This window comes from Kaistella treverensis (genome assembly GCF_900114045.1).
In the GTDB taxonomy this organism is placed as follows: domain Bacteria; phylum Bacteroidota; class Bacteroidia; order Flavobacteriales; family Weeksellaceae; genus Kaistella; species Kaistella treverensis.
The window spans coordinates 185,890-200,186 of record NZ_FORQ01000004.1; the positions used below are offsets into that span (position 1 = coordinate 185,890).

Annotated in this window: 11 protein-coding genes and 1 pseudogene; 1 reads left to right on the top strand and 11 read right to left on the bottom strand. The window is 38.9% G+C overall.

Annotated features, from left to right (window positions below):
* Positions 1 to 67: 67 nt before the first annotated feature.
* From BMZ55_RS10535 to BMZ55_RS10585, 11 genes and pseudogenes are all read right to left on the bottom strand, one after another.
* Entirely contained in the window at positions 68 to 1,384 is a 1,317-nt protein-coding gene (locus BMZ55_RS10535) for an ABC transporter permease (RefSeq protein WP_089820307.1), read from the bottom strand.
* A gap of 21 nt (positions 1,385 to 1,405) precedes the next feature.
* A complete protein-coding gene (locus tag BMZ55_RS10540) occupies positions 1,406 to 2,335 on the bottom strand; it encodes an ABC transporter ATP-binding protein (protein ID WP_089820308.1) in 930 nt (309 codons plus the stop codon).
* A gap of 87 nt (positions 2,336 to 2,422) precedes the next feature.
* Entirely contained in the window at positions 2,423 to 2,839 is a 417-nt protein-coding gene (locus BMZ55_RS10545) for an arsenate reductase ArsC (protein ID WP_089820309.1), read from the bottom strand.
* Positions 2,836 to 3,870, bottom strand: a complete 1,035-nt coding sequence (arsB, locus tag BMZ55_RS10550) for an ACR3 family arsenite efflux transporter (RefSeq protein WP_089820310.1) — start codon at positions 3,868 to 3,870, stop codon at positions 2,836 to 2,838. The genes BMZ55_RS10545 and arsB overlap by 4 nt, the downstream gene beginning before the upstream one ends.
* A 78-nt stretch (positions 3,871 to 3,948) precedes the next feature.
* Positions 3,949 to 4,032: pseudogene (locus tag BMZ55_RS11550) on the bottom strand (DUF6428 family protein); the annotation flags it as partial.
* 58 nt (positions 4,033 to 4,090) lie between these two features.
* Positions 4,091 to 4,417, bottom strand: a complete 327-nt coding sequence (locus BMZ55_RS10560) for an ArsR/SmtB family transcription factor (RefSeq protein ID WP_039343335.1) — start codon at positions 4,415 to 4,417, stop codon at positions 4,091 to 4,093.
* A 230-nt stretch (positions 4,418 to 4,647) separates the two neighbouring features.
* Positions 4,648 to 5,643, bottom strand: coding sequence for a tRNA dihydrouridine synthase DusB (gene dusB / locus BMZ55_RS10565; RefSeq protein WP_089820311.1), 996 nt, complete (start codon positions 5,641 to 5,643; stop codon positions 4,648 to 4,650).
* Between the two features lie 92 nt (positions 5,644 to 5,735).
* On the bottom strand, positions 5,736 to 5,939 hold the full coding sequence (locus BMZ55_RS10570) for a hypothetical protein (protein ID WP_039343342.1): 204 nt from the start codon (positions 5,937 to 5,939) through the stop codon (positions 5,736 to 5,738).
* Positions 5,936 to 6,568, bottom strand: coding sequence for a DUF3575 domain-containing protein (locus BMZ55_RS10575; RefSeq protein ID WP_233701941.1), 633 nt, complete (start codon positions 6,566 to 6,568; stop codon positions 5,936 to 5,938). Before BMZ55_RS10575 ends, BMZ55_RS10570 begins: the two co-directional genes overlap by 4 nt.
* A gap of 7 nt (positions 6,569 to 6,575) precedes the next feature.
* Entirely contained in the window at positions 6,576 to 7,748 is a 1,173-nt protein-coding gene (locus tag BMZ55_RS10580; protein ID WP_089820312.1) for a thioredoxin family protein, read from the bottom strand.
* A 256-nt stretch (positions 7,749 to 8,004) separates the two neighbouring features.
* Positions 8,005 to 9,678, bottom strand: a complete 1,674-nt coding sequence (locus tag BMZ55_RS10585; RefSeq protein WP_089820313.1) for a glutamine--tRNA ligase/YqeY domain fusion protein — start codon at positions 9,676 to 9,678, stop codon at positions 8,005 to 8,007.
* Positions 9,679 to 10,022: 344 nt separating this feature from the next.
* On the opposite strand from BMZ55_RS10585, the gene BMZ55_RS10590 reads away from it, so the two are divergent.
* Complete coding sequence (locus BMZ55_RS10590) at positions 10,023 to 14,264, top strand: T9SS type B sorting domain-containing protein (RefSeq protein ID WP_089820314.1); 4,242 nt, start codon at positions 10,023 to 10,025, stop codon at positions 14,262 to 14,264.
* Positions 14,265 to 14,297: the final 33 nt, after the last annotated feature.

The following is a 14,297-nucleotide window of genomic DNA, read 5'->3' on the forward strand; positions in this document are numbered from 1 at the left end:
AATTCCACCAATCAATTTTGGTGGAATTGTTATTTTAAAAAAATATGCCCTTAAAACAGCAAATTTTTTAGCTTCTGATCCATTTCCAAAGCTCCTTGGCGCTGGCTTTATTTCCATACATCAAAATCCCAACGCGGTAAACTTTCGCCGCGATAAAGACCATTAACAACGTCGAAAGCAAGAGCAAAAGTACAGAAACCAAAATCTGCCACACCGGAACACCAAACGGAATCCGCGCAATCATCGCCACCGGCGAGGTAAAAGGGATCATGGAAAGCCAGAAACCAAGCGGACCTTCGGGATTATTCATAATTGTGAAGCTGCCGTACATTCCTAACATGAGCGGAATTATGGCAAATAAAGTAAACTGCTGCGTTTCAGTTTCATTGTCTACTGCCGAACCAATTGCAGCGTACATGGAGCTGTAAAAAATATAACCCAACAAAAAGAAAATGATGAAAACCGCGATAATCAGCGGGAAATTCATGTCGAGTAAAATGTGAGATATTTCGCCTGCCGTTTGCTTAAAATCAAATTTGTCAATCATCTCTGCTGACTGTTCACCGCCCGGAATTTGGTTTTTCACCGCGCTCAATCCGGTGTTCAAAAATACCGCTCCTAAAACCGCCATCGTAATCCAAATGCTGAACTGCGTTAAAGCCACCAAAGTCACACCTAAAATTTTTCCCATCATCAACTCAAAAGGTTTTACCGAGGAAATAATGATTTCCACCACACGGTTGTTTTTTTCTTCCAAAACGCTGCGCATGACGCGCACGCCGTAAATGATGATGAACATGAAAACCGCGTACATCAGCACCAGCGCGAGCCCTGATTTTACTCCGAAAGACAGGTCGCTGTCCGTGCTTTTATTATCGACGACATTTTTGGTGTTCAGCTCAAAATTCTTTTCCAGATCCGTCATTTGACTTTCCGAAATGCCGAGCGTTTTTATTTTTTCTGTTCTGATGATTTTTGCCAAATCCGAGGCTACCGTCGTTTTGGTGTCGAAGCCGATTTTTTTGTTGATCAGCAGCTTTGTATCTTTTTGTAACTGCTCATAATTATTGTTTTGCAGCGCCGGAATCACCAGTAAACCTTCAATTCCGTCCATGTCTTTCAGCGTGGCTTCGAGCGATTTTTCGTTTTGCGCAGGCACGAAAACATATTTTATCTGCGAATTTCCTTTCAGTTTATTTACAAAAAGTCCGCTTTTATCTACGACATTGAAAGTGCTTGAACTTTCATTGGCTTTAAACATAAAAGCGATCAAAAGACCGAAACCAATCATTAAAACCGGGCCCAAAAGCGTAAGAATAACAAAAGATTTTTTCTTAACCTGCGTTAGATATTCTCTTTTCGTAATCAGAAATATATTTCTCATGAATTTTTTTTGTTGGATGGCTTAAAGTAAAATTTCCGCGTTTTGGTTTCCGCTTACGGCATTGATGAAGACTTCATTCATACTCGGAATTTTCTCGTCAAAAGACCGTATTTTTCCGACTTTCATTAACTCATTTAAAAGCAAATGCTGGTCACGGCCGTTTTTCAAATCAAAAGAAATCAGGTCATTTTCTGTAGAAAAATGCTGAATATCAAACTGGTTTTTAAACAACTCGAAATGTTCTAAACTTACATCTGCCAGCGTTACATTAAAGATATTTTTCTTGAACTGTTCGCGTACGTCGAATACTTTTCCGTCCAGCACTTTTTTAGCCTGGTTGATGAGCGCCACGTAGTCGCACATTTCCTCCACACTTTCCATGCGGTGCGTAGAAAGGATAATGGTGGTGCCGTTTTTCTTTAAATTTAATATTTGGTCTTTGATGAGATTGGCGTTTACAGGATCGAAACCCGAAAACGGTTCGTCCAGAATCAGCAGTTTCGGTCGGTGCAAAACCGTCACTACAAACTGTATTTTCTGCGCCATTCCTTTGGAGAGTTCACTCAGCTTTTTCTTCCACCACTGGTCGATTTCCAGCTGTTCAAACCAAAATTTTGCCTGCTGCAGCGCATCATTTTTAGACATTCCTTTCAGCTCACCAAAATATAAAATTTGGTCGCCAACACTCATATTTTTGTACAGACCGCGTTCTTCCGGCATATAACCGATCTGGCGAATGTGCTCCGGATTCAGCTTTTGATTATTGATAAAAACTTCGCCGAAATCGGCCTGCGTAATCTGGTTGATGATTCTGATGAAAGTGGTTTTTCCGGCTCCGTTCGGACCGAGAAGTCCATAGATGCTCGCCTCGGGAACATTGATGGAAAAATGGGAAAGGGCAAGTTTTTTTCCGGCGTTGTAGGTTTTGGTTACATTTTCAGCTTTCAGCATCGATTCAATTTAACTGAATTAGTCCTTTAAATAGGATAAAAGTTACGGAATTGCGAATTAATTTAGTTTTAATTTTTGGCAATAATTTTACAAATTTTTCGCTACAAAAGTTTCACAATAATTTTTGATTTCTTGCCTTACTTTTCTAAACTCTTCTTTAATTTCTTCCTTCGTGCCTGTTGCTTTTGCGGGATCCGAAAAATTGTAATGAAATTTCACAGCTTTTGTGGGGAAGAAAGGGCAACGTTCTTTGGCGTGGTCGCAAACGGTAATTACAAAATCAAAATCGATGTTCCGGTATTCATCAATGTTGTTTGAAGTGTGATTTGAAATGTCAATTCCGTCCTCTTTCATCGTGGCGATGGCTTTTGGATTTACGCCGTGCGTTTCGATTCCGGCGCTATAAATTTCGGCTTTTTCGCCGGCAAAAAATTTTAAATATCCTTCCGCAATCTGACTTCTGCAACTGTTTCCGGTGCAAAGTAGTAAAATGTTTTTTTTCATTTTGAATACAATTTTGGTTTGAGATATAAACTTATTTTTACCAGGAGTATCAATACCGGAACTTCTACCAACGGACCGATAACGCCTACAAATGCCTGCGGCGAATGAATGCCAAATACAGAAATTGCCACGGCTATCGCCAGTTCAAAATTATTTCCGCTTGCGGTAAAGGAGATCGAAGCGTTTTTATCGTAAGGGATATTCATGGATCTATTGATGAAAAAACTCACGAAAAACATCAATACAAAATAGATGATTAATGGAATTGCGACTTTTACTACATCTATTGGTAATTCTACGATTTTATCGCCTTTCAGACTGAACATTAATACAATAGTAAATAACAAAGCATATAAAGTTACAGGCGATATTTTAGGCACAAATTGATGATTATACCAATACTTGCCTTTGTATTTTACTAAAAAATATCTAGTTAAAAAGCCCGCTAAAAATGGAATTCCCAGGTAAATCAAGACACTTTCCGTAACGTCGCGCATTGGAACAGAAACATTGAAATTTCCTAATCCTAATTTTTGCGGCAATACATTGATGAACAACCACACAAAAAAACTGTAGGAAAAGATCTGAAAAATACTGTTCAACGCTACCAAAAGTGCTGCATATTCGCGGTTTCCTTTAGCCAAATCATTCCACACAATAACCATTGCGATGCATCTTGCCAATCCGATTAAAATTAAACCAATCATATAATCGGGTTCATCGCGCAAGAAAATAAAAGCCAGAACAAACATCAAAACAGGGCCAATAATCCAGTTTAACAGTAACGAAATTGATAATACTTTTTTGTCTTTCAAGGCCATTGGCAATAAAGAATAATCCACTTTTGCTAAAGGTGGATACATCATTAAAATCAATCCGATTGCTAAAGGAATATTGGTCGTCCCGAGAGAAATTGCATTGATGTAATGAGGAATATCCGGAAGAAAATATCCTAAACCTACACCGATTGCCATTGCAAGAAATATCCACAGCGTGAGATAACGATCGAGAAATTTTAATTTTGATTGCATAGTTAAAGTTTAGCAACAACCGGAGTTTGGTGCACAAGAATTTTGATTAGCCTTTAATTCTACCAAATTTTTCTTTTGTTCCGGAACAAAAGTTCCGTTTTCTAACTGAAATTCAACATTTTCTAACGTTGGTAAAATCTGTTTTACATCTGCTAATTTCATCTCGTGATATTTTTGGTTAAAATTTAATAGGTAATATTGCGATATAGGAAACAAAAGTTTAACAGCATTTGGCCTGGGAAACAGTTTGTATAATTTTCGAGAAATAAGTATTTAAGATTTCAATCGTTTTTTCATCGATGCAGTAACAAACTGAATTTCCATCAATGTTCCCTTTGATGATTCCTGCATTTTTCAGTTCTTTTAAATGTTGCGAAACGGTGGGTTGAGCTAATGGAAGTTCATTCACAATGTCGCCACAAATGCATTCGTTTACTTTCATTAAGTATTCAATAATGGCGATTCTTGCAGGATGTCCCAACGCTTTTGCGATGGTAGCCATTTGGTTTTGCTGTTCCGTAAAATGTTCTGTTTTAGTAGCTCCCATAATCTTATAGTGTTTAATATTGCAATATTACGATAATTATGCTTTTGTATCATATTCTTTCTGTTAAAAACCAAAAATTACCTCATTTAGCTGGAAAAAAATTTGGTAAAAATTGCTGGTAGCTTTAATCTTAAGTCTAATGTTAGAAGAAACAGAAAGAATTGCTGGATTTTTAAAAATAAAAAAAACGGCCTTTTAGCAAGTGATTTTTCGAAAATTTGAAAAAATTTTTATGCGTCGAAGCTGTATTGGGAATAAAAGTGATCTGCTTTTTCAATGACCTCGTCCATTTCTTCCAAAGTAAAAACCTCCAAAAACTGGCGCCGGAAATCCTTAAAATGCGGGATACCACGGAAATAATTGCTGTAATGCTGTCGCATTTCGATTAAACCTAATCTTTCACCTTTCCAGTCTTTGCTCCATTCTGCGTGCTGACGAACAGCTTCAAGCCTTTGCGTAATCGTAGGTTCCGGTAAAATTTCACCCGTCGCGAAAAAATGTTTCACTTCATTGAAAATCCACGGATAACCGATGGCGCCGCGACCAATCATAATGCCGTCGCAATCGTATTTGTTTTTGTATTCTAAAGCTTTTTGTGGGGAATCGATATCGCCATTTCCAAAAATCGGGATTTCAATATTGGGATTGTTTTTTACTTTGTGAATATAGTTCCAGTCTGCTTCGCCTTTGTACATTTGCGCGCGAGTTCTTGCGTGAATTGTTAAAGCTTTTACGCCGACTTCCTGCAACCGTTCCGCAACTTCCATAATATTGATGCTTTCCGTATCCCAACCCAAACGTGTTTTTACGGTAACAGGCAAATGTGTTGAATTTACAACAGCTTTCGTGAGGCGAATCATTAAATCAATATCTTTCAAAACTCCGGCGCCAGCACCTTTGCACACGACTTTTTTCACCGGACAACCGAAATTAATGTCCACAATATCCGGGTTTACCGTTTCCACAATTTTTGCCGAAAGTGCCATGGCTTCTTCATCACCACCGAAAATCTGAATTCCGACTGGTCTTTCGTAATCAAAAATTTCGAGTTTTTTACGGCTTTTCATCGCGTCGCGAATTAAACCTTCCGAAGAAATAAATTCCGAATACATCATATCTGCGCCGTGCATTTTGCACAGTTTACGGAAAGGCGGATCCGAAACGTCTTCCATTGGCGCAAGCAACAACGGAAATTCAGGCAGTTCTATATTGCCGATTTTTATCATGGTGCAAAGGTACTGGAAAAAGTAAAAATGAAAAAGCAGAAATTGGCCCAAAAAATTTGCCGTTAAAGCAGGTAATTTTTTCGATTTAGCTTTTAATCAAAATCGTGGTGCGTGTCGTCTTTTGAATTTTTGTAGACAAACCACATTCCGATGGTCAGTCCGATAACGCCGGCAACCGCTGTCATCAGGGCGCGCTCCAGTTTGTCTGGCTGATCGTTTCCGATGTAATTAAATAGAAATAAGATAATGAAAGTGATTGCCGCAATGACAGCAAATTTTTTAGATTTTATATTCATGATTTTAATTTATAGGCGATCATTACACCGCCGCGGTAGATCAGCCATTCGCCGCTACGGTTGTAATCTCTCGTCGGATCTGTATCGTACCGGATTCCCAGTTTTTTGTGCATACCTTTGTAGAAACTCTGCACATTTCCGCCGCCCAAAAACAAATCCATATTCCAGCGGTCACTCAGCTGAAACTGGTAGCCCGCCGTCGCGCCGAACATCGTGGAAAAACCAACTTGGTAAAGATCGGAAGCAATATAAACCGGCGATTCGGGTGTGTACTGATAAGGGCCGTCGCTCCAGTAATTCCATTTTTGCATGATATAGCGCGAAGCGGCAATATTGGCGCCGAGATACCAGTTTTTAAAAGCTTCTTTAAAATAGTATCGCGCATCTAATCCCGCAATATAAATCTGCATGGGTCTTCCGTTGAAAGATTTCCAGGGTGAAATAAAAATATCCGCCTGAACGGTGATTTTATTGTTTAACTGATATTCCGCGCCGGCATTAATAATTCCGACTGGCAGAAAAAGCGCATTTGCTTTAAAATAAATTTGCGGTAAGCGCGTGGAATCTGAAATTTGAGCTTTAGAAACGAAAGAAATGAACACAGCGAAGACGAAAGTGAAAATTTTCAAAGCAGGATTATTTTAAGCTTTGTAAAAGTTCAGTTGCCATGCGTGCGTCTTTACCCTGGCTTTCAGAAAGATTCTTTGAAAGTTCGGCGTAAGTTTTTGCTTCCGTTTTTTTGCCGTTTTTTGCGTAAATTCTTGCGAGAATATAAGTGTTTTCCGGCGTTTCACCTTTCATCACCGATTTTTCTGCCCATTCCTGAGCTTTTTTCAGCGAATCTTTATTTTCCACGTGCTGGGCGAAATTCCACGCAGGCTGTAACAATTCCTGCGGATCAAAATCTTCAGAATTTTTATAATAAGTGAGAGCCGCTTTTTCGTATTCCGGGAAATTTCCGACGTTTTCGTAATAAATGACTTTCATTCTGGCCAAAGCAGTTTCCGCATCTTTTTGTCCAATGAGCGGCACGGCGTTTTTGTAAAAATAAGCATCGTCGATGAGACCTGTTTTTTGGTTCAATGAATTTTCCATGACTTTTGAAATCTTAATATTCGCATCGAACTGCTTATAAATTTCTTCCGATAGAATTTTGGAAATTTGGTCTTTTTTAGCCCTAAAAATCTGGTAATTCGGATCTGCTGGAGATTTTAAAAAGTACAGAAGCAAACCAACTTCGTCGCGCGTAAATTCCTCAGATTTTTTATTTGCAAAATATCTTTCAGAACCTTTTTTCGCGAGTTCATAATCGCTTTCCGCGTAGCGTTTCATAAAATTCAACAAAAAATCCGGGTCTTTTTCACCTTTTATAAAAAGCTCTTTCATCGAAGAATCGGTGAGTTTCGGATTGTTAGCTTCTTTCGCGATGGTTAAAAAATCTTCTTCGCCCATATAACCGAAATTCTGCATCACCAATTCACCATCACCATTTAAAAACAGAAAAGACGGGTAGGAGCGCACGGAATATTTTGCGGCGATGTCGCGACCTTCACCTTTTTCCATGTCAATACGCGCGTTGATGAAATTCGCGTCGTAATAAGTTTTCACCGCCGGAAGCGTGAAAATATTTTTCTCCATTAATTTACACGGCCCGCACCATGAAGCGTACGCATCTAAAAAAACCAGTTTTTTTTCTTTTTTAGCTTTTGCTAAAATTTCTTTGAAAGAACCGCTTTCAAAAGCGATTGACTGCTGCGAAAACGTAAATAAAAAGGACAGTAAAAAGAGCGTCGAAAATATTTTTTTCATAACCTAAAATTCGGTGCAAAGATAATTAAAATAAAAAGGTGGTTTTTCCGGTAAAAATTTAAACCGAAAAATTCGGTGCTTTTTGACCTGATTTTTTGCTTTTTGTTAAAACGAGAAAAAATGCCGTTTTTACCCCAAAAAAAACCTTCGGCAAAGTAGAAATTGACCGGAATTTTGGTGTTGAGTTAAATCGCAAAAAAATGCCGTTTTACCTCAGAAAAAATCCTTTTCCGGAGTGCAGAAAAGGATTTTAAATTTATTCCGGTTTGTAGCCGTCTTTTAAAGTTACCGTGCGATTGAAAACCGGCTTTTCCGGCGTGGAATCGCGGTCTTTAGTGAAATATCCAATTCTCTGGAACTGATACGGATGACCGATTTCAGCATCTGCTAAGCTTGGTTCCGCGAAACCTTGCACTATTTTTAAGCTGTCGGAATTAATAAACTCCATAAAGTCGCTTTCTTTTTCCGCGTCCGGTTGTGGCGTGGTAAATAAGCGGTCATAAATTCTGACTTCGATCGGCAACGCATGCGCCGCAGAAACCCAGTGAAGAGTACCTTTTACTTTTCTTAAACTTTCTTCGGTGCCCGAGCCTGATTTACTTTTCGGATCGTAAGTTGCGTATATTGTTTGGATTTCACCATTTTCATCTTTGTCCACACTTTCAGCTTTGATGATATAAGCTGATTTCAGGCGCACTTCGCCACCCAGTTTCAAACGGAAGAATTTTTTATTGCCTTCTTCTTTAAAATCTTCTCTTTCGATAAAAATTTCCCGTGAAAACGGGACTTTTCTGCTTCCCGCATTTTCATCTTCCGGATTGTTTTCGGTTTGTAACCATTCTTCTTCATTTTCCGGATAGTTGGTAATCACCAATTTCACAGGATCTACAACTGCCATGACGCGCGTTGCAACTTTATTTAAATCTTCGCGTACGAAGAATTCCAAAAGCTGAATGTCTATCAGATTTTCGCGTTTTGCAACGCCAACTCTTTCAATAAAATTTTTAATGGAAGTGGGCGTAAAACCTATTCTGCGCATTCCGGAAATGGTCGGCATTCGCGGATCGTCCCAGCCGGTAACGGCTTTTTCTGCCACCAAACGCTGTAATTTTCTTTTTGAAGTAATCATGTATGAAACATTCATCCGCGCGAATTCGCGTTGCTTATTTCGCGTGGTATTTTCTTCGTAAACCTGGTCGAGGTACCAGTTGTATAAAGGACGGTGATTTTCAAATTCCAGCGAGCACAATGAATGTGAAATTTGCTCAATATAATCAGATTCGCCATGCGCCCAGTCGTACATTGGATAAATTTTCCATTTGTCGCCGGTGCGGTGATGTGGTCGCTTCAAAATTCGGTACATCACCGGATCACGCATATTCATGTTGGGTGAGGTCATGTCGATTTTGGCACGAAGTGACATGGCGCCTTCTTCGAACTCACCATTTTTCATCTTTTCGAAAAGTGCTAAACTTTCTTCAACAGGACGGTTTCGGAATGGAGATTCTATTCCGTCTTCGAATGGATTTTTCCGCTGTTCAGTAATCACTTCCGAAGGTTGTTCATCCACATACGCTTTTCCGTCTTTAATCATTTGAACAGCCCAATCGTATAGCTGGTCGAAATAATCTGAAGCATACAATTCCTGGTCATATTTAAAACCTAACCATTCAATATCCGCTTTAATAGAATCTACAAATTCCTGTTCTTCTTTTTCAGGGTTGGTGTCATCAAAACGAAGATTGACGGGTGCGCCGTATTTTTCGCCCAGACCAAAGTTGATGCAAATCGCTTTGGTGTGACCAACGTGAAGGTAACCATTAGGTTCCGGCGGAAAACGGAAGCGCAGCTTATCCTGTGGTAAACCTGCGGCTAAGTCATCTTCTATAATTTGTTCAATAAAATTGAGGGATTTTTTTTCGTCGTCCATAGGATTGTTCATGACGCAAATTTAGTTAAAAGAGCGGAATAGAAAAAAGGTTTGAGGTCTGCCAAATACATGCAGGTAGCAATCATTGATAATTTTTTATTTTTACCGAAAGTGCATGCATATGCTATATATGGTTATTTTTCCTTAGAGAAATGTTAATTTCCTAATGGATACGAATTAAGCATTTTGTTTTTTTTCTTGAAAAAAAAATGCTTTAAAAAAGCTAAAAAAAAAATAAAAAACGTAATTTGCCCCCGAAAAAAAATAAAGGTAGGAGTAAAATCCTACGGTAAAAAAAACACAGATGAAGAGGAGGTTAACGAACAGAAAAATTACTGTACAAGATGGCGAAGAAAGTATTTTTTTTATATACCATATTGCTTTTCACCTTTCAGGTTTCGGCACAACAAACTAATACCGCACCCAAGATTACCGATTCCCGCGGAAATCAAGAGGCGAAAATCGATTGTAATTATCCGCTGACGGGCAATTGCCTTGAGCTTCAGGTGAAAGATGTTCCGGTGTTATCCGAGACTACATCCTATACTGTTTCCACGATTCCATATTCACCGCCCGCCCCGTATAATTCCGGCACAAAACTAAATGCTGGTCAGGTGGCTGATGATAGGTTTACCGATCAAATTTCTTTACCTTTTGGTTTCTGTTATTTCGGAAACAGTTATAATCAGGTGGTGGTTGGTAACAATGGGGTAGTAAGTTTCGATGCAGTACCAGTTGGCAGCCAAAATTATCCGAATGTTGTTAATAGTAACCCAAGTAAAACGTTACCTCAGAATAGTATTTTTGGCATTTATCAGGATCTTATCTTTTCTAAAAATGAAGATTCCGAAATTTATTACCAAACTATAGGTTCAGCACCAGCCAGGAAATTTATAGTAAGTTTTTATCGCGGAACAATTTGGGGCTGCGAAGGTTACACTTCAACTACTCAAATTGTACTTTCTGAAGGAACAAATACAGTTGAAATTTTTGTAGAAAATAAGCCTGCACCTTGTAACGGGGCGAAATTTAAAAATTCACTGTTGGGAATCATTAATTCCGATGGGTCTCTTGGTTATTCTCCGGCGAATAGAAATACGGGCATATGGAGTGCACAAAAGGAAGCATGGAAATTTACTCCTGCTGGATCACCGGTGGTGCCGACACTTTCCTGGTACAATTCCGCCAACGAGAAAATTGGAAATGGCGAAAAAATATCGGTTTGCCCGGATAAAAATGAGATTTATACCGTAAAAATTGAATATCCCGTTTGCGGCACCATTGCCAATATATTACAGGATGAATTTCCTGTAACTTTTGCCGCAAATTTTCCGGTTTTAAAAGATTACACCAACGTTTTTTGCGGCGCAGCTTCTCAGGTTGTGAACTTAGATGATTATGCTAAAGATCTTACCACACAAGATCCAACTAAATTTAAATTTAGTTTTCATCCGACACTGCTGGATGCACAAAATGGCACTAATTCTTTGGCGAAAACCTACACGGTGGGCAATTCTCCCGTATATGTGCGCGCTGAAAATAAAGATGACGCAAGTTGTTTTCAGACTGCTGTTTTAAGTCTATCACTTATAGCCACCAGTATTCTTACCGAAACTGTTTCGTTATGTGATATTAATAATGACGGAGTGGAAAACAATGTGGATCTTAGCATTTTAGATCAGCAGCTTTTCACTTTGCCAATCGACGGCACACTGCGCTATTTTCTCTCCAGAACCGACGCGGAAAATAATACCAACCAAGTCACCAAAACTACTTTAAACAATAGCACGCAACTCTTTGTAAAGTACGAAAGTTCAACTTGCTCAAATATTTTCGGGCCTATAAGGGTAAATTTTTTACAATCACCGCCAATTCCGGCTCCGGTGAGTTATCCGCCAATTACTATTTGTGATGAGCTCAGTGATGGTGGCGAACCTTTCAATTTTCTGTCGAATTTGGGACCATTAATAAGAGCCGGCGGAGCCACTGCCGGTGCAACCTTAACTTTTTATGAAAACCAAAACGATGCTTACGCCGGTTTGCCATCTAATTTGAAAACCATTCATGAAGGTCAATATCCCATTTACGTGCGGGTACAAAATGCAGGCGACATTTGTTTCAGTATTGCAGTGGTGAATATGGATGTAACTTTTAACAAAGTCTTAGCGGAAAATGCTGCGATTGATGTGTGTTTTAATGGAACTTCAATGGTTGTTCCTGTAGATTTAGATGTAGAAAGTAAAAAGATGCTGGCGCCAGATCAGCCAGGTATCACCACTGCATATTTTGTGAAGTTCGCTGATGCTGTAAACAATATCAATGCAATTCCCGCTTTGCAAAATGTAACCATTAACGGAAGTTTTGAAACTAAAATTTTTTACGTTCGTTTCACGGACCAGACCGGTTGTTATGCTTTGAAAACATTAGAACTGAATCTTATTAAAATAGTGGTGAAACTCGAAGCGGTGGTGTGTGATGTTGGACTTGACGGCCAGGAAACCGTGATTTTGACCAATTTAGAGCCACAAATTATCGGGTCACAAAAGGTCAATGAAGTCACATACTATCTTAATGAAACAGATGCACAAAATAAAACTAACCCGCAAACAGCACTGCTCGTAAGCAGTGGTGGTGAAAAAATATGGTTAAGGGTGGAGTCTGCGTGTGCTACCCAAATTCAGGCAATAAATATTACTTTGGGTGAAACGCCCGTAGTTGTTTCCAGCGTAGCGCCGACAATTGCTGATATTTGCGACAATAATAATGACGGAAAAGAACCCTTTGATATCACCCAATTTGAACGTTCAATCTTTACCGGTACGGAAACGGTAAAATTTCAGTATTATACGGCTTATAACTCCGCAACGAACACCCTTTCAGGATATATTGCCGATCCAAAAGCTTTTCCTGTAAAAGGCAGTACGATAGTGTACGCCAAAGTCATAAATGCCGGCGAATGTTTTTCAGTGAGCACCTTAAATCTTAATATTGCCTTCAAACCAGTAATTGTTTTAAATCAAAAAATTGCTCCACTACAAAAATGCGACTTTCAAAACGATGCAAATGAAACCTTCGAGCTAAAAGATGCCATACCACAGTTATTTGAAGCGGCAAAAAATACATATTCCCTCAATGATCTTACTGTAAGATACTATAAAACCAAAGCTAATGCAGAAGCCGGGATAAATCCAATTCCGTCCACCTATAATACCAGTGCGAATGGAACAATAACGCTATGGGCAAGATTCACCTCCAACTCACAATCTTGCTATTCGGTCGCACCGATTAATTTGTTGATTGCTTATCCTCCAAAGGCACAAAGCATTGAAATTACAGGTTTATGTGATAATAATCTAGATGGTTTATTTGAAGCGGATTTAACACAGTACACAAGTCAAATGATTTTGGGTAACAGCGTGAATTTGCAGCAATACACTTTCAAATTTTTTAAAACTGAAAACGAGGCTAATAATTTAGCGAGTGCGCCCATTGCAAATCCCGCTTCTTACTCTTTTCCTTCCACACTTACCCGACTTTGGGTTCGTGTAGAAAATGCGCCGGGTTGTTTTGACGTGGTACCAGTAGAGCTAAAATACGGTAAGAAAGTTCCGTTGAAGTCCGGGCAATCGGCCATTAATGTTTGTGACGCTAATAACGACAACAATGAAGTTGTCGATTTAACTCAGCTGCAAAATGCTATTTACGGACAGACAGCAACTTTCGAATATTTCGAAAGCTTGGCAGATTTATATGCTGGAAACAAAATTTCCACACCAGCAGCTTATTCATTAAGTGGTAATGCTAAAAAAATCTTCGTAAAGGTGAACGCTTCAGGTTATTGTGCAGAGAAAACAGAAATTACAGTTAATCTGAAAAAAACGCCCATGTTTACAATTCCAGATCAATATTTCTGCCTCCAGGAACCGGCAAATATCCAACCTAATTTTTCTGGTTTAAATATCACAAAATTTGAGTGGTTCGATCCTTCTGGAAAAGTTGTCGGAACTGGTGACAGACTTTTAAATGTAAAAACCGGCGGCCTGTACAAAATTAATGTCACTTCGATCAATGGTTGTACTTATTCTACGGAATTTAATGTAAAATCTTATGTTGTGCCGGTGATCAACAGTGTTATTCTGAATGGTAAAATTTTTACCGTCAATGCGTCAGGGGACAAACCGATTCTATATTCAACAGACGGCATTAAGTTTCAAACAAGCAATGTTTTCAATGCTGATAATTTACCTTTTGGCGTAAACACTTTTTATGTGAAATTTGAAAATTCTGCGTGTCTTGGCGAGCCGAAAAATGGTTTGAAACTTCAAAATGCTTTCACACCAAATTCAGACGGAATTAATGACACCTGGATCATCGATGAACTTAATCTTTTCAACGGTGAAAATTTAAACCTCAAAGTGTATAACAGATATCAGGAGAAAATTTACGAGCAAGAAAGCTCCACGCGTCTGGAATGGGACGGTAGAAATTTATCACGCGTCTTAGCGACAGATTCTTATTGGTATGTGCTCACTTTACCTGATGGAACAGTTTACACCGGGTGGGTCTTGCTGAAAAACAGAGATTAATTACCTGTTAATTTTAAAAAAATTGCCCATTTA

Coding starts and splice junctions, on each gene's coding strand:
- arsB (WP_089820310.1), bottom strand. CDS start 3,870: ATGCAATCAAAATTAAAATTTCTCGATCGTTATCTCACGCTGTGGATA.
- BMZ55_RS10570 (WP_039343342.1), bottom strand. CDS start 5,939: ATGAATATAAAATCTAAAAAATTTGCTGTCATTGCGGCAATCACTTTC.
- BMZ55_RS10580 (WP_089820312.1), bottom strand. CDS start 7,748: ATGAAAAAAATATTTTCGACGCTCTTTTTACTGTCCTTTTTATTTACG.
- BMZ55_RS10585 (WP_089820313.1), bottom strand. CDS start 9,678: ATGGACGACGAAAAAAAATCCCTCAATTTTATTGAACAAATTATAGAA.
- BMZ55_RS10535 (WP_089820307.1), bottom strand. CDS start 1,384: ATGAGAAATATATTTCTGATTACGAAAAGAGAATATCTAACGCAGGTT.
- BMZ55_RS10540 (WP_089820308.1), bottom strand. CDS start 2,335: ATGCTGAAAGCTGAAAATGTAACCAAAACCTACAACGCCGGAAAAAAA.
- BMZ55_RS10545 (WP_089820309.1), bottom strand. CDS start 2,839: ATGAAAAAAAACATTTTACTACTTTGCACCGGAAACAGTTGCAGAAGT.
- dusB (WP_089820311.1), bottom strand. CDS start 5,643: ATGATAAAAATCGGCAATATAGAACTGCCTGAATTTCCGTTGTTGCTT.
- BMZ55_RS10590 (WP_089820314.1), top strand. CDS start 10,023: ATGGCGAAGAAAGTATTTTTTTTATATACCATATTGCTTTTCACCTTT.
- BMZ55_RS10560 (WP_039343335.1), bottom strand. CDS start 4,417: ATGGGAGCTACTAAAACAGAACATTTTACGGAACAGCAAAACCAAATG.